The 20,289-nt window shown below is 65.2% G+C and carries 20 protein-coding genes and 1 pseudogene; 8 read left to right on the top strand and 13 right to left on the bottom strand.

Annotated features, from left to right (window positions below):
• The first annotated feature begins 58 nt into the window (after positions 1-58).
• The 3 genes from AC6LJ2_RS15875 to AC6LJ2_RS15865 all read left to right on the top strand — a co-directional run bounded on the left by AC6LJ2_RS15875 (position 59) and on the right by AC6LJ2_RS15865 (position 3,021).
• Complete coding sequence (locus AC6LJ2_RS15875) at positions 59-1,423, top strand: 2-hydroxycarboxylate transporter family protein (protein ID WP_263911548.1); 1,365 nt, start codon at positions 59-61, stop codon at positions 1,421-1,423.
• Positions 1,413-2,411: an alpha/beta hydrolase family protein gene (locus AC6LJ2_RS15870; RefSeq protein WP_498151718.1), complete on the top strand. Its 999-nt coding sequence runs from the start codon at positions 1,413-1,415 to the stop codon at positions 2,409-2,411. The genes AC6LJ2_RS15875 and AC6LJ2_RS15870 overlap by 11 nt, the downstream gene beginning before the upstream one ends.
• A gap of 142 nt (positions 2,412-2,553) precedes the next feature.
• Positions 2,554-3,021, top strand: coding sequence for a carboxymuconolactone decarboxylase family protein (locus tag AC6LJ2_RS15865; RefSeq protein WP_263911551.1), 468 nt, complete (start codon positions 2,554-2,556; stop codon positions 3,019-3,021).
• 39 nt (positions 3,022-3,060) lie between these two features.
• On the opposite strand, the gene AC6LJ2_RS15860 is transcribed toward AC6LJ2_RS15865, so the two are convergent.
• The 3 genes from AC6LJ2_RS15860 to AC6LJ2_RS15850 form a co-directional block, all read right to left on the bottom strand.
• Positions 3,061-3,663, bottom strand: coding sequence for a LysE/ArgO family amino acid transporter (locus AC6LJ2_RS15860; protein WP_263911552.1), 603 nt, complete (start codon positions 3,661-3,663; stop codon positions 3,061-3,063).
• Between the two features lie 134 nt (positions 3,664-3,797).
• Positions 3,798-4,016, bottom strand: coding sequence for a BssS family protein (locus tag AC6LJ2_RS15855; protein ID WP_263911554.1), 219 nt, complete (start codon positions 4,014-4,016; stop codon positions 3,798-3,800).
• A 190-nt stretch (positions 4,017-4,206) separates the two neighbouring features.
• Positions 4,207-4,431, bottom strand: a complete 225-nt coding sequence (locus tag AC6LJ2_RS15850) for an HP1242/YdcH family protein (protein WP_263911614.1) — start codon at positions 4,429-4,431, stop codon at positions 4,207-4,209.
• 278 nt (positions 4,432-4,709) lie between these two features.
• Between AC6LJ2_RS15850 and AC6LJ2_RS15845 the strand changes: the two genes are divergently transcribed.
• Positions 4,710-5,855, top strand: a complete 1,146-nt coding sequence (locus AC6LJ2_RS15845; protein WP_263911555.1) for a sterol desaturase family protein — start codon at positions 4,710-4,712, stop codon at positions 5,853-5,855.
• An 80-nt stretch (positions 5,856-5,935) separates the two neighbouring features.
• On the opposite strand, the gene AC6LJ2_RS15840 is transcribed toward AC6LJ2_RS15845, so the two are convergent.
• The 5 genes from AC6LJ2_RS15840 to AC6LJ2_RS15820 all read right to left on the bottom strand — a co-directional run bounded on the left by AC6LJ2_RS15840 (position 5,936) and on the right by AC6LJ2_RS15820 (position 10,505).
• The gene (locus AC6LJ2_RS15840) at positions 5,936-6,559 is read right to left on the bottom strand and encodes a response regulator (RefSeq protein ID WP_263911557.1); all 624 of its coding nucleotides are present in this window, start codon (positions 6,557-6,559) and stop codon (positions 5,936-5,938) included.
• Between the two features lie 833 nt (positions 6,560-7,392).
• Complete coding sequence (locus AC6LJ2_RS15835; protein ID WP_498151717.1) at positions 7,393-8,118, bottom strand: anti-sigma factor; 726 nt, start codon at positions 8,116-8,118, stop codon at positions 7,393-7,395.
• Positions 8,115-8,684: a sigma-70 family RNA polymerase sigma factor gene (locus AC6LJ2_RS15830; protein ID WP_445659204.1), complete on the bottom strand. Its 570-nt coding sequence runs from the start codon at positions 8,682-8,684 to the stop codon at positions 8,115-8,117. Before AC6LJ2_RS15830 ends, AC6LJ2_RS15835 begins: the two co-directional genes overlap by 4 nt.
• A 158-nt stretch (positions 8,685-8,842) precedes the next feature.
• Positions 8,843-9,391, bottom strand: a complete 549-nt coding sequence (locus AC6LJ2_RS15825) for a DUF3455 domain-containing protein (protein WP_263911560.1) — start codon at positions 9,389-9,391, stop codon at positions 8,843-8,845.
• Positions 9,392-9,545: 154 nt separating this feature from the next.
• Positions 9,546-10,505, bottom strand: coding sequence for an AraC family transcriptional regulator (locus AC6LJ2_RS15820; RefSeq protein WP_498151716.1), 960 nt, complete (start codon positions 10,503-10,505; stop codon positions 9,546-9,548).
• 316 nt (positions 10,506-10,821) lie between these two features.
• On the opposite strand from AC6LJ2_RS15820, the gene AC6LJ2_RS15815 reads away from it, so the two are divergent.
• The 3 genes and pseudogenes from AC6LJ2_RS15815 to AC6LJ2_RS15805 form a co-directional block, all read left to right on the top strand.
• Positions 10,822-11,868 (top strand): aldo/keto reductase, encoded by a 1,047-nt coding sequence (locus tag AC6LJ2_RS15815; RefSeq protein WP_263911562.1) that lies wholly within the window; start codon positions 10,822-10,824, stop codon positions 11,866-11,868.
• 128 nt (positions 11,869-11,996) lie between these two features.
• The gene (locus AC6LJ2_RS15810; RefSeq protein WP_498151715.1) at positions 11,997-12,686 is read left to right on the top strand and encodes a lysozyme inhibitor LprI family protein; all 690 of its coding nucleotides are present in this window, start codon (positions 11,997-11,999) and stop codon (positions 12,684-12,686) included.
• A gap of 14 nt (positions 12,687-12,700) precedes the next feature.
• Positions 12,701-13,438: pseudogene (locus tag AC6LJ2_RS15805) on the top strand (YoaK family protein); the annotation flags it as partial.
• Positions 13,439-13,517: 79 nt separating this feature from the next.
• On the opposite strand, the gene AC6LJ2_RS15800 reads toward AC6LJ2_RS15805, so the two are convergent.
• The 3 genes from AC6LJ2_RS15800 to AC6LJ2_RS15790 all read right to left on the bottom strand — a co-directional run bounded on the left by AC6LJ2_RS15800 (position 13,518) and on the right by AC6LJ2_RS15790 (position 15,734).
• Complete coding sequence (locus tag AC6LJ2_RS15800; RefSeq protein WP_498151714.1) at positions 13,518-14,327, bottom strand: hypothetical protein; 810 nt, start codon at positions 14,325-14,327, stop codon at positions 13,518-13,520.
• 65 nt (positions 14,328-14,392) lie between these two features.
• Entirely contained in the window at positions 14,393-15,160 is a 768-nt protein-coding gene (locus AC6LJ2_RS15795; protein WP_498151713.1) for a tetratricopeptide repeat protein, read from the bottom strand.
• 28 nt (positions 15,161-15,188) lie between these two features.
• Positions 15,189-15,734, bottom strand: coding sequence for a fasciclin domain-containing protein (locus AC6LJ2_RS15790; protein ID WP_498151712.1), 546 nt, complete (start codon positions 15,732-15,734; stop codon positions 15,189-15,191).
• Positions 15,735-16,017: 283 nt separating this feature from the next.
• Here AC6LJ2_RS15790 and AC6LJ2_RS15785 point away from each other — a divergent pair, with 283 nt between their 5' ends.
• A complete protein-coding gene (locus AC6LJ2_RS15785) occupies positions 16,018-16,677 on the top strand; it encodes a thiopurine S-methyltransferase (RefSeq protein ID WP_025139514.1) in 660 nt (219 codons plus the stop codon).
• A 47-nt stretch (positions 16,678-16,724) separates the two neighbouring features.
• Here AC6LJ2_RS15785 and AC6LJ2_RS15780 read toward each other — a convergent pair whose 3' ends face one another.
• Positions 16,725-17,324, bottom strand: coding sequence for a transglycosylase SLT domain-containing protein (locus AC6LJ2_RS15780; RefSeq protein ID WP_025139513.1), 600 nt, complete (start codon positions 17,322-17,324; stop codon positions 16,725-16,727).
• Between the two features lie 217 nt (positions 17,325-17,541).
• A complete protein-coding gene (gene acnB, locus AC6LJ2_RS15775; RefSeq protein ID WP_263911570.1) occupies positions 17,542-20,133 on the bottom strand; it encodes a bifunctional aconitate hydratase 2/2-methylisocitrate dehydratase in 2,592 nt (863 codons plus the stop codon).
• Positions 20,134-20,289: the final 156 nt, after the last annotated feature.

Here is a 20,289-nt window from a genome sequence, read left to right as displayed (position 1 = left end):
CATTTATGGGTTGCCTGGATACAGTCGCCGCTTCCTCGCATAACAATAAGGACGCGCAATGAGACAGGCTGAACAGGCGGCCGCGCCGCCGCTGGCGGTTGACGGCTCGCAAGACAGGGCGGGCAAGCCCTGGCTGCGCGGGTGGCTGAAGCTGATGAGCATCGAGATCGGGGTGGTGCCGCTGCCGATTTTCCTGGCGTTGCTGGGCGTGATCGGCATCATGACGCTGAAAGGCAAGGTGCCCTCCGACCTGTCGATGTCGATCGGCGTACTGGCAGTCGGCGGCTTCATCTTCATGGAGCTGGGCAAGCGGGTCCGCCTGATTTCGGTGACGGGCGTGGCGGCGATCATGGCGTTCGTCGTGCCTTCTGCGCTGACATTCCATGGCGTGATTCCGCCGCAAGTGGTGGAGTCGGTGCAGACCTTTACCAAGGTTTCCAATTTCCTGTACCTGTACATCGCCATCATCATTGTCGGCAGCATCATGAGCATGCCGCGCGATGTGCTGGTGGCTGGATTCCTGAAGATCTTCGTACCGCTGGCGGCCGGGTCGGTCGTGGCGGGTGGGGTCGGCACGGCGGTAGGCATGGCGATGGGCTTTGACTGGATACACAGCCTGTTCTTCATCGTCATTCCCATCATGGCGGGGGGATTGGGCGAGGGGGCGATTCCCTTGTCGCTGGGGTATTCGATACTGATGGCGCAGCCGCAGGAAGCGCTGTTCGCCCAGATCATCCCGGTAGTCATGCTGGGCAGTTTTACCGCGGTAATGCTGGCGGGGCTGTTGAATATGCTGGGCAAGCGATATCCGCACCTGACCGGCGAAGGGCAACTGCAGCCCGGGGCGGATCCCATGCAGGCCGCAGCGGACCGCAAGCCGGTGCCGTCGGTGTTCGACCCGATGGCGCTGGGCAGCGGCCTGGTGACGGTGGTGGGCCTGTATCTGCTGGGTACGTTGAGCCAGAAGCTGTTCGATTTCCCGGCCCCCATCGCCATGCTGATCCTGGTGGTGGCAATGAAGCTCCTGCGCATGATTCCTCCGAAGATCGAAAGCGCGGGCAAGGACCTGTATGCCTTTACGTCCAAGGTCGTGACCTATCCCTTGCTGTTCGCCATGGGCGTGGCGTTGACGCCGTGGGACAAATTTGTCAGTGCGTTCAATGTGCCTACGCTGGTGACGGTCTTCGCCACTGTTTTTTCGATGATCGCGACCGGCTTCCTGGTGGCGCGTCGGCTGCGCATGTACCCCATCGATGTCGCCGTGGTGAATGCTTGCCATAGCGGACAGGGCGGTACCGGTGACATCGCCATCCTGACGGCCGCCAACCGGATGTCGCTGATGCCGTTCGCGCAAATCTCCACGCGGATCGGCGGCGCCATTACGGTAACGCTCGCGCTGGTGGCGGTTCGCTATGTCGTGTGACCTGCTGACCGTGCCGCCCGCTGCACCTGATGAAGTGATTGCGCTGCGTCGCGTGCGTGGCTTTCACGTCGGCGGACGGGCGGTGGACCTGCACGGCCTGCCCCGGAAGACGATCGAGACCGTGCCCGGCGAGCCGCCACGCCGGTCGGATCCCAATGGCCGCTATCAGGTCGGCCAGCTGTACGCGCAGCATTTCGAACTGGCCAACGCAACCCGCCAGACGCCCGTGCTGTTCTGGCACGGCGGAGGCATGACGGGGGCGACCTGGGAAGAGACGCCGGACGGCCGGGCGGGCTGGCATGAGTGCTTCATGCGGCGCAGGTTTCACACCTGCGTCACCGACGCGGTGGAGCGCGGCAGGGCTTCCTGGGCGCCGTATCCCGACATTACTCCCGAGGCGCCGGAGCATCGGACGCTGGACCAGGCGTGGTCCATCTTCCGCTTTGGTCCACAGGGCGGGTACCGATCGGCGTTGGCCCATGCCGGGATGCGCTTTCCGATTCATCGCGCGGACCAGTTCGCCAAGCAGTTCGTGGCACGCTGGACCTGCAACACCGAGGCGACGCTGGCGGCCTATGGTGAGCTATTGCAGCATTTCGGGCGTAGCATCGTCGTGGCCCACAGCGAAGGGGCGCGCCACGCGGCGCAACTGGCGGCCCGAATGCCCGCGGCGATCGCCGCCGTGGTCCTGGTGGAACCTGCCGGTGCGCCGGCGTTGGACGCGGCTGCCGCCTGCGCTGCCGCAAGCGTGCCGCACCTGGTCATCTGGGGCGATCATTTTGCCCACAGCGAGTTGTGGCGTCGGTACCGAGCGGGGGCTGATGATTGGCTGGTGCGGATTCGGGCTGCGGGGGGACGTGCGGACGTGTTGGATCTGCCTGCTGCGGGTATCCACGGCAATTCCCATTTGCTCATGATGGACGATAACTCCGCGGACCTCGCGGCCCTGGCGGCCGATTGGGTTCTGGCCCGGGTGCCTCAAGGCTGACGGCAACCGGGGGCCACGTGTCGCCGGGGCGGACAAGGCCCGGCGCATCATGGCCCAGCACGCAACCCGGTTCTTGGATCTATCGAAAAACGTCGTCGGGGCGCACCATGGAGGCTTCGATATCCCTCCATCAGGACCCATCATGAGCAATCGCATCGACTACGCCCAGGCCTCGCCCGAGGGCTACAAGGCCTACGGCGCCGTCTACACCTATCTGCGCCATTGCGGCCTGCCGGAAGTGCTGGTCAATCTCGTGTATTTGCGGGTGTCGCAGATCAATGGCTGCGCCTATTGCATCGACATGCACTCGCGCGACCTGCTCAAGCAGGACGTGGCCGTGGACAAGCTGGTGCTGGTGCCCGTGTGGCGCGAAGCCGGCGCGGTGTTCAGCGCGCGTGAACAAGCCGCGCTGGCCTGGGCCGAATGCGTGACGCGGGTGGCTGAAACCGGCGTGCCGGACGCCGACTACCAGGCGGCTGCCGCGCAGTTCAATGACAAGGAACTGGCGGACCTCACCTATGCGATCGGCCTGATGAATGCCTTCAATCGGCTGGGCGTGACGTTCCGCAATGTGCCGGCCGCCGCGAAGAAGGCGGCGCAGGCGCAGTAAGGGGCCGGCGGGCTCCGCGGGATCGGGTCCGCGCCCGCCTCAGGGCCAGATCAGCTTCAGCGCGATCGCCAGCATGGCGACGCCGACCAGCGCATCCAATACCCGCCAGGCGGTCTGGCTGGCAAACACGGGCCGCAGCAGTCGGGCGCCGAAGCCCAGCGTGAAGAAGAACAGGAACGACGCCGTCATGGCGCCCAGGGCGAAGGCGGTCTTTTGCCCTTCGTATTGGCTGGAAATCGATCCCAGCAGCACCACGGTGTCCAGATACACGTGCGGGTTCAGCCAGGTGAAGGCCAGGCAGGCGGCGAGCGTGGCGCCCAGCCCGGCGGCTTGCCGCGAGGACGGGGTGAGGCTGCCGTGGTTGCGCAGGGCCGACCGCAGGCTGCGAGCCGCATAGACGAACAGGAACAGCGCGCCGCCGTAGCGCAGCACCGGTTCCAGCCAGGGCAGGGCGTTGGACGCCAGGCCGAAGCCCGCAATGCCCGCCGCGATCAACAGGGCGTCCGAGACCGCGCACACCAGGCAGACGGCAAACACGTGTTCCTGGCGCAGGCCCTGGCGCAGCACGAAGGCGTTCTGTGCGCCGATGGCAAGGATCAGGCTGAGGCTGAGGAGAAAACCGGGCAGGAAAGCGTGAGTCATGTGGCACCTTGAAGCAAGGGCGACAGACTAGCGGTTGTGGCCTGGTTAGAGAATCTAAAGATACTAATCTATCTTTAGTACTGCTGAAGTCGGCGCTGGGCCGCGCAGCCGGGGCGCGGGCGCGGTCAGCCGAGCTAGTGGCGCGCGGCGATGGGGCCGGGTTGCAACTTGTCGAGCTGGGCCTGCAGCGAATCCAGCAGCAATTGCAACTGCTCGGACGTCATGGCATAGACGCGGCCACGGGCGCTGCCCTCGGCGGCCGAAGGCGTCGGGGCGGGCAGAAAATCCAGCCGCAAGAGCAGGGAGTCGTGTTCCACGAGAGGCAGCATGGCCCAACCGGTTACAGGCGACACGGCCTCGCCTGGCTTGAAATCTCTGTCATGCACCTTGCACCACCTTGCGTATGCCTCCGGCAACGGGCCGGACACGGGAATTCTATTCGTTCAGCTAAACGTCAGCAAGCGAGGGGCGGCACGAGGTGCAGATGCAAAAAGGGCGCCGAGATCGGCGCCCTGGCGGGGGATGCGCAAGCAGGCGCGTACGCTAGCCTGCTTTCTGGTCCGCGGCGAGCAACAGGCTGTACAGCTTGTCCTTGAGCAGCAGTTTCTCTTTTTTGAGCACTTCGACGGCGCCATCGGACGCCGGGATAATGCCGGCCTCCATGTTCTTGATTTCCTGGTCCAGGTCATTGTGCCGCTGGAACAGGGCCGAGAAGTGGCCGTTTTCGGCTTTCAGTTGGGTAATCAGTTGGCGGTACTCAGGAAACATGGCGGCCTCGTGCTGTGATCCGGTTGAAAAACGACTGCGCTGCGGCCGGCAGGCCGGCCCGCAATGAACGGTCGATTCCATGACATCGCACCGGCCAGTCAAAGTCAACCGACCTTCCTTCGCCATCGGGGCCACTATTTGGGGGGATTTGACGCAACACAAGGATTGGCGCGGTTTTGGGACGAATAGGGATGGTCTTATCCACTCACGTTTAATTACATGCTCTGCGAGGGCGGGGGGGATACACTCGCTTCCCCGTGGTCTGCCATAAGAGTGCAATGAATCAGCGCGCGCCCCTTCACCGTCAGGTTGTGAATTTGTTCAAGCAGGACGGTCGCATCCACCCGGGTACCGGCATGATCACCGGCGTGATTGCGCTGTTCCTGGCGATCCTGTCCGTGCTGGGCGTGCTGGCGTTTCACTTTCCGGCGTATCTGACAACACCCGAGCTGCGCAGCTTCTATACGGTCGAAGCGATGCGCGCGCTGCTGTTCGGCGCCTTGCTGGTGTCGGGCACGATTGCGTTGACGAATATTGTCTTCGGCCGCCAGCGCTGGCTCAATATCGCTGCATTCGTCCTGGTGTGCGGCGCAGTGGCGGCCGGCGGCAGCCAGGTCGTGGTGACCAGCACCAATACCGGCCACACCCCCTACCTCGGGCTGGACTGGTTCATCCTGGACCTGCTGGCGTCCAGCACCGTGTTCATCATCTTCGAGAAGCTGTTTCCGCTGTACCCCGGCCAACCGGTGTTCCGCGGTGAATGGCAAGTGGACATGAAGCATTTCCTGTTCAACCACCTCTCGGTGGGGGCGGTGCTGCTGTGCATCAACTTCTTCGTGCACAGGCTGTTCTCGTGGGCGGCGTATGAACCGCTGCAGCAGGCCATCCAGTCGTTGCCCTACCTGGCCGAGTTGTTCCTGGCCGTGCTGGTGGCCGATCTGGTGCAGTACGCCGCGCATCGGGCGTATCACGAGGTACCGTTCCTGTGGCGCATCCATGCGGTGCACCACAGCACCCGCACGCTGGACTGGCTGGCCGGCTCACGCTTGCACATCGTCGAGCTGCTGATCACGCGTGTGGCGGTGCTGGGCGTCCTGTTCGCGCTGGGGTTTTCCAAGCCGGTGCTGGACGCCTACATCATCATCGTCGGGTTCCAGGCGGTGCTGATTCACTCCAACGTCAAGCTGCCCTGGGGCTGGCTGCGCTACGTGATCGTGACGCCGGATTTCCATCACTGGCACCATTCGTCCGACACGGAAGCCATCGACAAGAACTACGCGGCCCATCTGTCGTTCATCGATTACCTGTTCGGCACCGCCGTGCGCGGCGCCGGCAACCGTCTGCCGCAGAACTACGGCATCCTGGACAACGACATGCCCGGCACATTCCTGGCGCAGCAGGCCTACCCATTCCGCAAGAAGTAGGCCGATCGACTCGGCTCGCCGAGCGCCGCCTCACTGGGGGCGCATGGATCGGCCGCGTGGATACTGGAAATTTCCAGGGTTCAGAAAAACCGCAGCTCGCGCAGCGCGTTATATAGCTCTGAATCGTTTCTGGCGCCGATTTTCCGCATCGCGGATACCTTGTGCGCGCTGGCGGTCTTGACGGTGCGGTTGATCTTGACCGCCACCTCGGTCATGGACATGCCCGCCGCGAACAGGCGCAGTACTTCCAGTTCCTTGTCGCTCAACGCGGTACCGCGGACCGTATGCCAGCTTTCATTCAGCAGGGTCAATATGGTGGGAGACTGGTAGGCCAGGCCACCGTCGACCCGCTCCAGCGCAATGGCAATATGGGTCAGCGGGTCGCGCTTGCTGACCACCGCCGCCACGCCGTTTTCGATAATGACGCGAATAATGGCCGCGTTGTCCTGCATGGTGAAGACGACGATCTTCATGTGGGGATACTGCCTCTGGATCCATTTCACGAGGGTGAGGCCGTCCGCCGCATCTTCCCGAGGCAGCGAGTAATCGGCGATCAAGACATCGGCGGCATGGCGGGCCAGCAGGTCACGCAGCCCGATGATGGTGGATGCGCAGCCGACCAGCTGAACAGCGGGCAGGTCGCCCAGGATTTGTCCAAGTGCGGTAAGAACCAAGGGGTGGTCGTCAATGGCGATGACTCGCATGATGTCTATGCTCCTGATGGTTGGGACAAGGGAGGGCACGCGGTGGCGCACTGCGTGTGCGGTCGAATGCGCGAGGCAATGGCAGGAAGCGGAGCGCGGGCAGGCCGCACGGGTGAGGCAGGATCGGCCAGGCGCGTGGGGCCGCAGAGGAACGGATGCCAGGCATGGACCGACCGCAGCAGGACGCAAAGCGGAGGCGGCAGCGCAGCCCTTGGGGAAGAAGGAATGCGGGTCCCCGGGCCAACTGCGGGCAACGCATCGCGGGGCGATCCGATCGATCGCCGTGTGGCTAGGTAGCGCGAACCGGGCTCGGATGAGGGCGCGTCTGCTCGCGCGATTTTCTGATCGTCAATCTGGCTTGAAATGCACCAGAAATACGCTCGCGATTTCCGGTGGTGCAACCTTATGTGGCAGTAGAAATATCGGCCGCTTGCAGCATCAAGGCAAAGGGCAGTGGATTTTTAAAATAAATGAATTCTTGCGCATGCCGAGCGGTTTGGCGCGTGTGGAAGATTCTAATTTTCTAATATCCAGGCGCTGCGTCGATCGCCGCGCCGCGCGATCCTGTCACTGTCCGGGGAATATCCAATACTCGGAATCGACCGCCCCGGCATTATGGTTTGGCCTGTCATATCGTCTTGCCACAGAGGCAGGGGCCACGGCGCAAAAGGCATTTTGGCGAGCCTTGCGTTCGCCGATCGTCAACCGTTGTCCGCCTTCAGGCGCAGTGCGGTTGACGAGGCATATGTCGTGCCGCCGATAAAATGATGCGGGGCGGGGAACCGGTCGAAGTTGCGGCCGGCATTTTCCAGAAAAATGCCACGCGCTCGACGCTACATTACTTTGACGGCCCGGCCGATGAATTGAATCGGACCGGTCGGCTTGCCGATGGGCGAGCCGGTGGCCGGTTCCAGCGTCAATTCGAACAACTGGTTGGGTTCCAGCGGGGGCAGTTTGTCCAGCGGAATACGCACCGGTTCGCCCGGTTTGACCAGGCCCAGCGACACCGGACCGGCCCAGCCGTCGGCCTTGGTCCAGAATTCCAGCGCGCGATCGGCCGGCACCTGCATGGCCGCGATCGGCACCAGTTGCACCTCGCGCTCGCCCGCCTGCGCCTGCACCACCCAGCCCGGCGTCTGCGACTGCGGGGCGACCAGCACCACCATGTATTGCATCGGGCCGGGCGTTTGCGCGGGCCGTAGCGCCAACGTGCCGGCCAGGACCAGGGCGGCGGCCAGGCCGCTGGCGGCGACCCCGCGCCAGAAGAACAGGCTGTCCCACCACCGCGGGCGCGACGATGCGCCGGCCCGGGCGGCGGCTGACTGGCCGTTCAGTGTCTTCTCGATACGCGGCCACAGGCCGGGCGACGGCTCGACCGGCGCGGCCAGGTTGGCCAGCGGCAGCAGGCGCGCTTCCCAGCGGTCGACGGCGGCACGCAGCGCGGCATCGTGCGGCAGGCGGGCATCGACGTCGCGACGGCGCGCGCCGGACAGGGTGCCCAGCACGTACTCGCCGGCCAGTTCGTCCAGGCCTTCGGGGGGTTCAGGCAGGGCGCTCATGCCAGGCATTCCTTCAGCGCTTTCAGGCTGCGCTTGATCCAGGCTTTGACGGTGCCCAGCGGGGCGCCCAGGCGTTGCGCGATTTCACCGTGCGACAGGCCTTCGACGTAGGCATGCAGCACGCAGTTGCGGCGCACGGGTTCCAGTTGTTCCAGGCAGGGGCCGATGCGGCCGGCGCTGTCGCGCCAGTCGAAGGCTTCACGCGTGTCGTGCCAGGCCTCGATCGCATCGCGGGCGTCCAGCGCGGCGGCGGTGTCGTCGTCGACGGCGGTCTCGTGGCGGCCGTCACGCACGGCGTTCAGCGCCAGGTTGCGGGCAATGCTGTAGATCCAGCCGCGGGCCGAGCCGCGCGCGCTGTCGAAGCTGCCCGCACGGTTCCAGATATTGACGAAGGCGTCGTGCACGATGTCTTCGGCCCGGGCGCGGTCGCGCAGGATGCGCTGGGCCACACCCAGCAGCCGTGGGCCTTCTTGGCGGTACAGGGCTTCCAGCGCCGAGCGACGCCCCGCGGCGCACTGGTCAAGGGCCGCTTCGTAATCGAAATCCGGAACAGGTCGGTTCGGCATGCGCGCGGGGGCAGGGGCGGTGGGCGGGGACCCGGGCAAGGCCCGGGCGGCGGCGGATGCAGGCATGTTACCGGACTCCCGCCGCCGTGGCCCGTTGCACGTCGCCGTTGCACGTCGCCGTTGCACGTCGCCGTTGCACGTCGCCGTTGCACGTCGCGTCAGTTCGCTTTCCAGAAGATGTAGTCGGCCTGGTACGAGACCTGGCTGCGCTGGCCGGCCGTGGTGCAGGGCGTTTGCGGGGCGACGCCGCCCTTGAGCGCGGTGCGCTGGATGTAGGCGACGCCATTGAGCGCGCCGGCGCCCATGGCGGGATTGGCCTTGACCAATTGGTACGGCAGGTTGCCGGCGCCGGCGGGCGCCACGGCGACCTGGGTACCGGTCAGCTTGGAGCCGTCGGCGGCCTCCCAGGTGGCGGGCGGGCCGTAGTAGGTGCCGACCTGTTTGCCCTGGCGATCCTTCAGCACGGCTTTCGGGCCGGCGAAGACCCATTCCAGCTGGTCCTTGGCGTCTGCCTTGGCGCGGCATTCATAGGTGATTTCGCCCGCGCCGACGGTTTCCCAGGCGACCTTGTGGCCGGCGGGGACCTGGACGGGTGCGGGCAGGGCGTCCTGCGAATACGCCATGGCCGGGGCAGCGGGCATCAGGCCGCAGGCGGCCAGCAGGGCGGCGGCCAGCAGGCCGGTGGCGGGGGTGGGGCGAGTGGTCATGAGCGGTCTCCTGGGGATGTCCCTGGGGGATACGGCGGGCAGGATGCGCGCCGTTGCAGGTACTACCCGCCGGAGCCGCATTTGGATGCAGGCCAATTGGAATTATTTTTTTGGCCAGCGGGCGTCTCGAAGGAACCTCCTGTTTGCCGGAGAATCAGGCAGCCGCCAGCGCCTCGTCCTTCCAACGCTGCTTGTCGCGCAAGGGCGGGGTGCCGAACAGGCGGCTGTATTCGCGACTGAACTGCGACGAGCTTTCGTAGCCCACGGCGTGCGCGGCCAGGGCAACGCCGGCGTCGTCGGTCAGCATGAGGCGGCGCGCCTCTTGCAGCCGCAGGTGCTTCTGGTATTGCAGCGGGCTCATGGCGGTGGCCTGCTTGAAATGGTGGTGCAGCGAGGACACGCTCATGTGGACGTCGCGGGCGATTTCCTCGACCCGCAAGGGCTGGGCATAGTTGTCGCGCAGGATGCGAATGGCCTTGGCCACGCGGTTCAATTGGCTGTCCTGCATCACGCTCTGGCGCAGCACCACGCCCTGGCCGTTCATCAGCAGGCGATACAGCAGTTCGCGCTTGACCATCGGCGCCAGGATCGGGATGTCGCGCGGCGTGTCCAACAGGCGCAGCAGTCGCAGCACCACGTCCAGCAACGTGCCACCCAGCGGATTGACGCACAGCGCGCGGGACGCCTCGGCCGGCACCAGCGGCGGCAGGTTTTCGTCGCTGATCAGCTCGGAAATCTCTTCCGGGTTCAGATCCAGGCGCAGTCCCAGGTAGGGCAGGGTCGGACTGGCCACCGATACCTTGGCCACCACGGGCAGGTCGACCGACGAAATCAAGTAGTGGAAGGGGTCGTACTCGTAGGTTTCGTCACCGATCCACAGGCGCTTGGATCCTTGCGCAATGACCGCCAGCGCGGCTTTCTGCAGGCCGGGCTTGGCGCCGGTGGGCTGCGAGATACGGTGCAGGTAGAGGCCTTCGATGGGGGTATCGAGCGATCCCTCCATGGTGCCGGTCATGCGTTCCAGCAGGCCCAGCAGTTCGCGCCGGGCGGGCTCGAAGGCGGCATCCAGGAGGGCGGCAGAGTCGGGAATGGGCAGGTCGGAAGTAGGAGGCATGGGGGCTCCGGGTGGGCGGCCTCGCGCACGCGCGTGCTGCGTGGCCGCCAGAGGATCAGGCGGTATTGAGTGTAGACCCGGGCTGGGCCTCATGGTGCACCCGGATGCGCGGCGCGGAGAATCAGGCAAAGAATGCGGAGGATCGGGCGGATGCCCGGCGTGCGGGTCGAGGGCCAGAGAATCAGGCAAAAAAAGGGCAGGATCGAGCATCCATCCGAAGGGCCCGGCGACGCATACTGTTTCCACCCCGGCCACGCGCCTGCTGCCTTCCCATCCCGGGATGGGCGACGCGCCGCGCCCACGAAGGAGTGCAATGATGCGGTACAAGAAATTCGGCAGCACCGGCCTGTTCGTCTCGGAACTTTGCCTGGGCACCATGACCTTCGGCGGCGAAGGCGAATTGTGGAGCAAGATCGGCGACCTGCAGCAGGAAGACGCCAACCGCCTGGTGGGGCGCGCACTGGAAGCGGGCGTCAACTTCATCGACACGGCGGATGTCTATTCCGAGGGCCGCTCTGAAATCATCACCGGCCAGGCGCTGCGCGACCTGAAGGTGGCGCGCGACGACGTGGTCATCGCCACCAAGGTGTTCGGGCAGACGGGCGCCGGCGTCAATGCCCGTGGCAATTCGCGCTTTCACATCATGGACAGCGTCAAGAAAAGCCTGTCGCGGCTGCAACTGGATCATATCGACCTGTACCAGATCCACGGCTTCGACCCGGCCACGCCGGTCGAGGAAACCGTGCGGGCGCTGGACAACCTGGTGCAGCACGGCCACGTGCGCTACGTGGGGGTGTCCAACTGGGCGGCCTGGCAGATCATGAAGGCCCTGGGCATTGCCGAGCGCCTGGGCCTGGCGCGCTTCGAATCGCTGCAGGCGTACTACACCATCGCGGGCCGCGACCTGGAACGCGAGATCGTGCCGCTGCTGCAGAGCGAAGGCGTGGGCCTGATGGTCTGGAGCCCCCTGGCGGGCGGCCTGCTCAGCGGCAAGTACCGCCGCGACGGCCAGGCCGAGGCCGGCAGCCGCCGCGCCCAGTTCGACTTCCCGCCGGTTGACCGCGATCGTGCCTTCGACAGCATCGACGTCTTGCGCCAGGTGGCGGATGCGCGCGGCGTGTCGGTGGCGCAGGTGGCATTGGCTTGGCTGCTGCACCAGCGTTCGGTGACCAGCGTCATCATCGGCGCCAAGCGGGTCGATCAGCTGGACGACAACCTGGCGGCCACCGCCATCAAGCTGACGCCGGACGAGCTGGACCAGTTGGACAAGGTCAGCGCGTTGCCGCCGGAATACCCGGGCTGGATGCACGTGCGCCAGGGCGAATTCCGCCGCAGGCAACTGGCCGAGTCGGACGCGGGCTGACCCGCCAGCCCGAGGGGAAGGCGCGGCGGCTGACACCGCCGCCGCTTGGGAAGGCAGCTGTAGAATCCTGGGGATCGGAGGCGGTCGCTGGCGTTGACCGCCCACTCATTGTCCAGGGAGCTTTTTCTATGAAGCGCTATGCGCGTGCCGCCGGTTTCGCGGCGGTCATGGCGGTTGCCGTGCAGGGGGGCGCCAGGGCGGCGTCCACCCCGAGCTTTGACTGCGCCCGCGCCACAAGCAGCGCTGAAAAGGCGATCTGCGCCGATGCCAGCCTTGGGGCATTGGACGTCAGTATTGCCAACCAATTTGGCAAGGCGCGCAAGGCCTTTGACGCCGAAACGGCCCGGGCCCTGTCGTCCGAGCAGCGGCAATTCGTCCGTGTACGCGATGAGTCCTACGAGCACCCGACAGATAGCGCGACGGGCGCCGAGGAAATCGCCGAGCGCTTGCGGGATCGCGAAGCATTCCTGACGGCGCTTGAACTGGCGCCACGAAAGGGTTTCGAAGGAAATTGGGGCAACTTCAGCGGCGAGCTCAAAGTGACTCGGCTTGCCGATGGCCGTCTGGCTGCCAAGGTTTCCGCAGCGGCGCCTTACAACGCCAGCTGGGTTTGCGAAGCCTCGGGGGTGGGCGCACTGAGCGGCGATACGCTGGTGCTCCAGGAGCAGGACGGCGACGGGTGGACGCTGGTGTTGCGCCGCGTGGGCTCGGGCCTGGGGCTCGAAGAAGTGCCGCCTCCCGGTGACAAGAGCGAAGCCAGTTCGCCCAGTTGCGGCTTCAATGGGTCGTTGGCCGGTATCTACTTCCCGTTGCGCTGAGGCGCTGCGCCATCGTGCCCATTCCCTTCCTGCGCCAGCTCACCGCCGTCAGCCGTACGCCGCAGGCCAATCGGCGGCTGGCCTATATCCTGACCTTCACCGCGGGTGCGGTTAACGCGGGCGGCTTCCTGGCCGTGCAGCAGTACACCTCGCACATGTCGGGCATCGTCTCGATGATGGCCGACCACATGGCGCTGGGCAGCCTGGCGGTGGTGCTGCAGGGGCTGGCTGCTCTGCTGTCGTTCCTGGCGGGGGCGGCCACGTCGGCCTCGCTGATCCACTTCGGGCGCCGTTCGCACCTGGCCAGCGAGTTCGCGCTGCCGCTGCTGGTCGAGGCCGTGCTGCTGCTGGTGTTCGGTCTCTTGGGTGCCAACCTGGAAACGTTACGCTGGTTCTACGTACCGGGCACCGTGATGCTGCTGTGCTACATCATGGGCCTGCAGAATGCGATGATCACGAAGGTGTCGAAGTCCGAAATCCGCACCACCCACGTGACCGGCATGGTCACCGATATCGGCATCGAGCTGGGCAAGCTGTTCTACTGGAACCTGGCGCGATCCGACGCCGCGAATTCGCCACCCGTGCGGGCCGATCGCGGCAAGCTGATCGTCTTGGGCGCGATGGTCACGTTGTTTTTCACCGGCGGCGTGGTGGGCGCGTATTCGTTCTTCCATTACGGCTTCGGGTCCACGTTGCCGCTGGCGCTGTGCCTGATGGTGCTGGCGGCAGTGCCGGTGGCCGACGATATCCGCGGGTTCTTCTCTCGGCCGTGATGCCCCGCGGCGTCCGGCATGCCGCCATTGTGTGAACCGTCGTTGCCGCGATGCCGGCCTAGGCTTTCGCGTGGGCCAGGAAGACCTGCAGCGCGGCGGCCGTCTGCCCGTGCAGGCTGGCCAGGCGCGCGTCCTTGGCCGGCTCGGTGATGGCACGGCCCTGGGCGTCGAGCGCATAGGGCTGGCCCAGCACGCGTGCCATATCGATCTGGAAGAAGCTGCTGTCGCCATACGGGCGCTTGCCGTCGATGTACGGCATGGGCCAGTAGGCGTCGCCTTCGCGCAGCACGGCTTCCAGCGCACCTTTGCCCGCTTCACGCCAGTTGGCCGCACGCAGCAGGGCAAGGTGCTCGCGATGCAGCCGGAAAAAGCCCTTGGCGTCCACGCCACTATCCGGAAAGTCGAAGGCCTCGCGCCGTTGCGGCGGCAGGGCATAGCGGCCGGGCGGCAACTGACCGATACCGCGCACATAGGCGGGCACCAGCCGGCAGACCTCGGCCATGCGCTGCGTCGCCAGGCGGCTGTCGGCCGTGCCCAGCAACGCCATCGCCTCGGCCACCGTGTCCTTGCCGCCCAGCGGATATTCGAATTCGATGCCGGGCGCGCCGGATTCCACGGGAATCCAGATCACGCCCAGGTGGCGCATCAGCTTGGCGTGGTCTGCGCCGTAGCGGATGCCTGCCAGGTCCGCCTGGAACACGCGGCGGATGATGGCGTCGCGGTCGTTCGGCGCTGCGCTACCCGCGGCAGTTGCCATGCGAAAGGGGGCGCAGGCCAGCGCCGCCATCGCCAGTGCCAGGGCGCGGCGGGGCGGGCAAGCGAGCGGTTCAGGGGGCGGCATGGACGTGTCGGACGGCATAAGGGGCATGAGGGCGATTCCAGGGGCTGCGGGCGGCTGTTGCGCCGGGGGGGGCATGGCCTTGAATGAAGCGGCTAGCGCGGCAACGACGCCCGTTCGGCCTCGGCTCGCGCATAGCCGGGCTGCACCCGTAGCGCGGCCTCGAAACTGGCGCGGGCGTCGGCCTGGCGGCCCAGCCGCCGCAGCAGCAAGCCCTGGTTGGTCAGGATCTGGGCGCTGGGCGGCGTGGCCGCCACCGCTTGTTCGTACGCTTTCAGTGCCTCCGGAATGCGGTCCAGGCCGTCCAGCAGCGCGGCTTCCAGGTTCAGCCCGATGCTCCATTGCGGATAGCGCGCGGTCAGGGCGCGCGCCGTGGCCAGTGCGTTGGGCAGGTCCCGCAACTCGGCCTGCGCACCGGCCTTGTTCACGTAGAACCAGCGGTTGTCCGGGGCCAGCGTGATCGCCTCGTCGAACAGCTTCACCGCGGCGGCCTGCTGGCCGTTGATGGATTGCAGCTTGCCCAGGAAGTTCTTGACGTCGGCATTGGCCGGCTCGCGCTGCGACAGGGCTTCGGCAATGCGCTGCGCCTGCGCCGGATCGTTGGCGCGCAGCGCGGCGGAGATCTGCTGGTTCATGTCCTGCAGCGGCGCGGGCCATTGCTGGATGCGGGCGCGCAAGGCGGCGCTCTCCGAAGCCAGTTCGGCCTTGTAGGCGTTATCGAATTCCAGCGGCTGCGCTTGCGCGGGGGGGCCGACAAGCAGCAAGACGGCCAGCAGGCCGGATACGGCGGCGAGAGGTAAACCGGACAACGATCGAACCGTACGAAGCAGCGTTGCGGTCATGAGCGGGCGGGTAGGGGTCACAGGGACCCCTACGATATCCCGGATGCGACTACTTGGGCATCAACACGCTGTCGATCACGTGGATCACGCCGTTGGATTGGTATACGTCATAGGTGCTGATATTGGCCACGCCGCCCTTTTCGTCCTTGACGGTCAGGTTGTGCTTGCCGTTCATCATGACCCAGAGCTTGCCGCCGCTGGCCGTGGTCAGTTCGGTCACGCCGCCCTTTTTGGCCTTGGCGGCCAGGGCGTCGAAGTCCAGTTTGCCCGGCACCACGTGGTAGGTCAGGATCTTGGTCAACGTGGCCTTGTTTTCCGGCTTGACCAGCGTGTCGACCGTGCCGGCGGGCAGCTTGTTGAAGGCGGCATTGGTGGGCGCGAAGACCGTGAACGGACCCTTGCCCTGCAGCGTATCCACCAGGCCGGCGGCTTTCACGGCCGCGACCAGGGTGGTGTGGTCGGCGGAATTGACCGCGTTGGCAACGATGGTCTTGCCGGGCATCATCGCTTGTCCACCCACCATGACGTCGGCCGCGTAGGTCGGCGACAGGGTCAGGGCGGCGCTGGCGATGGCAATCGAGGCTAGCAATTTCATGACGATCTCCTTTGTGTTGGCCGTCACGAACACATACGGGGCTGGCGTTGGCCTGGATGCAAAACAAGAGTTGGGATAAACCCTAGGAGCGTGCCCCGACGCCTGTGTCGCCAAGCCTTTGCCTTGACGCCGCGCGAGTATGAGCATTATTCGGGTGCTTGTTCCCGATGCTGCCCTGACGCCAGACAGGTAGTATCAAGGGGTCTTGCCAAGCCGCGCACCGGCGCGCGGCACCGCCCGCGAATGGAGTAATTCGCTATTTTCAGGAGGATAAATACAAAGCATGGACGCGGAATTCTGGTTGGAACGCTGGCGCGACGGTCGCACGCATTTTCATCAAACGCGCGTGACGCCTCTGTTGCAGAAATACTGGCCGACGCTGTCGGTGCCCCCCGGGGGCAAGGTGCTGGTGCCGCTATGCGGCAAGTCGCTGGATATGGTGTGGCTGGCGGCCCAGGGCTTTCAGGTATTGGGTGTGGAACTGTCCCAATTGGCGGTCGAGCAATTCTTCACCGAAAACGAGCTCAAGCCCGTCATCCACGACACCGCCTACGGCAAGCATTATGTCGCGGGCAATATCGAGATCATCTGCGGCGATATCTTCAAGCTGGATGCGCAACTGCTGTCGCACTGCGTGGGCGCCTATGACCGGGCGGCCCTGATCGCCCTGCCGGCGGACATGCGCGGCGCCTACGTGCGCCACGTCTACGGGCAGTTGGCGCCGGGCTATCGCGGCTTGCTGATCACCCTGGACTATCCCCAGGAAGAGATGGAAGGCCCGCCGTTCGCGCTGGTCGATACCGAAGTGCGGGCCTTGTTCACCGGTGTGTCGCCGGCCGTCATCATCGACCGCCGCGACATCCTGGCCAAGGAACCCAAGTTCGCCGAACGCGGGGTCAGCCGGCTCGATACCGTGGTGTATCGGCTGGGCGTGCAGGCCTGAGCGCGCCCCAGGGGGCGGCGCGAGCCGCTTCCCTTGGCAAAAGCCGCTTAGAAAAACCAGCCGCCGCGCGTCAGGTCCTTTTCGCAGCTTTTGTACTGGCTGGCGAATTTGTCGGCGCGCGCCTGCACCTTCTTCGATACCGTCTTGAGCCAGGCCTTGCGGTCGTAGCTGCGGTTGCGGTAGCCGGTCCAGCCTTCGTGGTAGTTCAGGTACTGACCGTAGGCATCCGACTTGGACACGCCGTTCAGGCGCTGGGTCTTGTTCATGTACCAACCCATGAAATCCAGCGCGTCGGCGAAATTGTCGCGGCTTGAACCCCAGCCGCCGGCGTCTTTCTTGTAGTCGCCCCAGGTCTCGTCCTTGGCCTGCGCGTAACCGTAGGCGGAACTGACCCGACCCCAGGGGATGATGCCCAGGAAGTAATAGCGCGGCGGCACGGCGTCCTGCTTGAACGAGGATTCCTGGTACATCATGGCCATCGGCACCTGCACCGGCGCGCCCCATTTTTTCTGCACCTTCAACGCGGCATCGTGCCAATCGGGCTTTTCGCGGAAGATGGCGCAGATGTTCTCGGGGTTCGAGGGCGGCGCCGTGGCGCAGCCGGCCAGCGCCGTCAACAGCGGCAGCGGCAACAAGAGCCGTGTCATTGGCAGTCTTCTCCTGGGGCCGGCGGGCGGCAGTGAGGGGTTTGTGTCATTGGTTACGGTGATTGTATGAAAACGTATCGCCAAATAAGTTCCGTCCCCGACTAATTTCCTGCCTGGCCGGGCGATGCCCCTTGCTTGCCTTGCGCAGCGTCAAATAAAAAACGGCCCCGGATCGCTCCGGGGCCGTCTGCAGGCAGGCCTGGCTGGCGGATGAGGCTTACACCTCGATCACGTCGGCCACGTCCTTGTAGTCAGCGATCTTGTCGAAGTTCAGGTACTGATAGATCTGGTCGCCGCTCTTGTTGATGACGCCCATGTCGGCCATGTACTCGTCCTTGGTCGGAATCCGGCCCAGCTTCGAGCAGATGGCGGCCAGCTCGGCCGAACCCAGGTACACGTTGGTGTTCTTGCCCAGGCGGTTCGGGAAATTGCGGGTGCTGGTCGACATGACCGTCGCGCCTTCACGCACCTGGGCCTGGTTGCCCATGCACAGCGAGCAGCCCGGCATTTCGGTACGTGCGCCCGCCGTGCCGAACACGCCGTAATGGCCTTCTTCGGTCAATTGCGTGGCATCCATCTTGGTGGGCGGGGCCACCCACAGCTTGACGGGGATGTCGCGCTTGCCTTCCAGCAGCTTGGACGCCGCGCGGAAGTGGCCGATGTTGGTCATGCAGCTGCCGATGAACACTTCGTCGATCTTGGCGCCGGCGACTTCCGACAGCGTCTTGACGTCGTCCGGGTCGTTCGGGCAGGCCACGATGGGCTCGTGCACGTCGGCCAGGTCGATCTCGATGACGGCGGCGTATTCGGCGTCGGCGTCCGGCTCCAGCAGCTTGGGGTCGGCCAGCCAGGCTTCCATTGCCTTGATGCGGCGGCCCAGCGTGCGTTCGTCTTCGTAGCCGTTGGCGATCATCCACTTCAGCATCACGATGTTGCTGTTGATGTACTCGATGATCGGTTCCTTGTTCAGGCGCACCGAGCAGCCGGCGGCCGAACGTTCGGCCGAGGCGTCCGACAGTTCAAAGGCTTGTTCGACCTTCAGGTCGGGCAGGCCTTCGATTTCCAGGATGCGGCCGGAGAAGATGTTCTTCTTGCCTTGCTTGGCCACCGTCAGCAGGCCTTGCTTGATGGCGTACAGCGGAATGGCATTGACCAGGTCGCGCAGGGTCACGCCAGGCTGCAGCTTGCCCTTGAAGCGGACCAGCACCGATTCCGGCATGTCCAGCGGCATCACGCCGGTGGCGGCGGCAAAGGCGACCAGGCCCGAACCGGCCGGGAACGAGATGCCGATGGGGAAGCGGGTGTGCGAGTCGCCGCCGGTGCCGACGGTGTCGGGCAACAGCATGCGGTTCAGCCACGAGTGGATCACGCCATCACCCGGGCGCAGCGACACGCCGCCACGGGTGCTGATGAATTCCGGCAGCGTGTGGTGCGTCTTCACGTCCACGGGCTTGGGGTAGGCGGCGGTGTGGCAGAACGACTGCATCACCAGGTCGGCCGAGAAGCCCAGGCAGGCCAGGTCCTTCAGCTCGTCGCGGGTCATCGGGCCGGTGGTGTCCTGGCTGCCGACCGAGGTCATCTTCGGTTCGCAGTAGGTGCCCGGGCGAATGCCGCGGCCTTCCGGCAGGCCGCAGGCGCGGCCGACCATCTTCTGGGCCAGCGTGAAACCCTTGCCGGTGTCGACCGGGTCCTTGGGCAGGCGGAACAGCGTCGACGGCGGCAGGCCCAGCGCTTCGCGCGCCTTGCCCGTCAGGCCACGGCCGATGATCAGCGGAATGCGGCCGCCGGCGCGCACTTCGTCGAACAGCACGTCGGACTTCACTTCGAATTCGGCGATGACTTCGCCGTTCTTGAGGGCGCGGCCTTCGTAGGGACGCAGTTCAACCACGTCGCCCATTTCCATCTTGGACACGTCCAGCTCGATCGGCAGGGCGCCGGCGTCTTCCATCGTGTTGTAGAAGATCGGGGCGATCTTGTTGCCCAGGCAGACGCCGCCAAAGCGCTTGTTCGGCACGAAGGGGATGTCTTCGCCCGTGAACCACAGCACCGAGTTGGTGGCCGACTTGCGCGAGGAACCGGTACCGACCACGTCGCCCACGTAGGCGACCAGATGGCCCTTTTCCTTCAGCGATTCGATGAACTTGACCGGGCCGCGCTTGCCGTCTTCTTCCGGCTGGAAGGCCGCGCCGTCGCGCTTGTTCTTCAGCATCGCCAGGGCGTGCATCGGAATGTCGGGGCGGGTCGTGGCGTCGGGAGCGGGCGACAGGTCGTCGGTGTTGGTTTCGCCAGGCACCTTGAAGACCGTGATGGTCAGGCTTTCGGGCAGTTCCGGGCGGCTGGTGAACCACTCGGCATCGGCCCAGCTCTGCATCACGGACTTGGCGTTGGCGTTGCCCTTGTCGGCCTTTTCCTTCACGTCGTGGAAGGCGTCGAACATCAACAGCGTCTTTTTCAGCGCATCGGCGGCGATGGTGCCGATTTCCGCATCGTCAAGCAGTTGGACCAGCGGGCCAATGTTGTAGCCGCCCAGCATCGTGCCGAGCAGTTCGGTCGCCTTGGCGCGGCTGATCAGGGCACAAGCTTCCGAGCCCAGGGCCACGGCGGCCAGGTACGACGCCTTGACCTTGGCGGCGTCGTCCACGCCAGCCGGCACACGGTGGGTCAGCAGCTCGACCAGGTTCTGCTCTTCGCCGGCAGGCGGATTCTTCAGCAGTTCGATCAGTTCAGCGGTTTGTTTGGCCGTCAGGGGCAGCGGGGGAATCCCCAGAGCCGCGCGTTCGGCAACGTGTTGGCGGTAAGTATCCAGCATGTGAGGCCTGCTTAAAGTCGGGTTGGAAGAAGGGTTGTCGGCAGGAATTGTAGAAGGAAGAGGGGGCGCAAGCAAATGTCTTATATCTTATATAAGACTTGAGTCGATAGCCGTTGCGGGAAGGCCACGGCGTCTGCGGATGACGCATGCCAGACG

The organism is Achromobacter sp. 1014246743, from assembly GCF_059760725.1.
The sequence above is the reverse complement of the archived record's forward strand: the minus strand, read 5'-3'. Positions and strand labels throughout refer to the sequence as shown.

What these genes read in the sequence shown, in the direction of transcription:
- AC6LJ2_RS15875 (WP_263911548.1), top strand. Translation starts at nt 59, where the DNA reads ATGAGACAGGCTGAACAGGCGGCCGCGCCGCCGCTGGCGGTTGACGGC.
- AC6LJ2_RS15870 (WP_498151718.1), top strand. Translation starts at nt 1,413, where the DNA reads ATGTCGTGTGACCTGCTGACCGTGCCGCCCGCTGCACCTGATGAAGTG.
- AC6LJ2_RS15865 (WP_263911551.1), top strand. Translation starts at nt 2,554, where the DNA reads ATGAGCAATCGCATCGACTACGCCCAGGCCTCGCCCGAGGGCTACAAG.
- AC6LJ2_RS15860 (WP_263911552.1), bottom strand. Translation starts at nt 3,663, where the DNA reads ATGACTCACGCTTTCCTGCCCGGTTTTCTCCTCAGCCTCAGCCTGATC.
- AC6LJ2_RS15850 (WP_263911614.1), bottom strand. Translation starts at nt 4,431, where the DNA reads ATGTTTCCTGAGTACCGCCAACTGATTACCCAACTGAAAGCCGAAAAC.
- AC6LJ2_RS15845 (WP_263911555.1), top strand. Translation starts at nt 4,710, where the DNA reads ATGAATCAGCGCGCGCCCCTTCACCGTCAGGTTGTGAATTTGTTCAAG.
- AC6LJ2_RS15840 (WP_263911557.1), bottom strand. Translation starts at nt 6,559, where the DNA reads ATGCGAGTCATCGCCATTGACGACCACCCCTTGGTTCTTACCGCACTT.
- AC6LJ2_RS15835 (WP_498151717.1), bottom strand. Translation starts at nt 8,118, where the DNA reads ATGAGCGCCCTGCCTGAACCCCCCGAAGGCCTGGACGAACTGGCCGGC.
- AC6LJ2_RS15830 (WP_445659204.1), bottom strand. Translation starts at nt 8,684, where the DNA reads ATGCCGAACCGACCTGTTCCGGATTTCGATTACGAAGCGGCCCTTGAC.
- AC6LJ2_RS15825 (WP_263911560.1), bottom strand. Translation starts at nt 9,391, where the DNA reads ATGACCACTCGCCCCACCCCCGCCACCGGCCTGCTGGCCGCCGCCCTG.
- AC6LJ2_RS15820 (WP_498151716.1), bottom strand. Translation starts at nt 10,505, where the DNA reads ATGCCTCCTACTTCCGACCTGCCCATTCCCGACTCTGCCGCCCTCCTG.
- AC6LJ2_RS15815 (WP_263911562.1), top strand. Translation starts at nt 10,822, where the DNA reads ATGCGGTACAAGAAATTCGGCAGCACCGGCCTGTTCGTCTCGGAACTT.
- AC6LJ2_RS15810 (WP_498151715.1), top strand. Translation starts at nt 11,997, where the DNA reads ATGAAGCGCTATGCGCGTGCCGCCGGTTTCGCGGCGGTCATGGCGGTT.
- AC6LJ2_RS15800 (WP_498151714.1), bottom strand. Translation starts at nt 14,327, where the DNA reads ATGCCCCTTATGCCGTCCGACACGTCCATGCCGCCCCCTGAACCGCTC.
- AC6LJ2_RS15790 (WP_498151712.1), bottom strand. Translation starts at nt 15,734, where the DNA reads ATGAAATTGCTAGCCTCGATTGCCATCGCCAGCGCCGCCCTGACCCTG.
- AC6LJ2_RS15785 (WP_025139514.1), top strand. Translation starts at nt 16,018, where the DNA reads ATGGACGCGGAATTCTGGTTGGAACGCTGGCGCGACGGTCGCACGCAT.
- AC6LJ2_RS15780 (WP_025139513.1), bottom strand. Translation starts at nt 17,324, where the DNA reads ATGACACGGCTCTTGTTGCCGCTGCCGCTGTTGACGGCGCTGGCCGGC.
- acnB (WP_263911570.1), bottom strand. Translation starts at nt 20,133, where the DNA reads ATGCTGGATACTTACCGCCAACACGTTGCCGAACGCGCGGCTCTGGGG.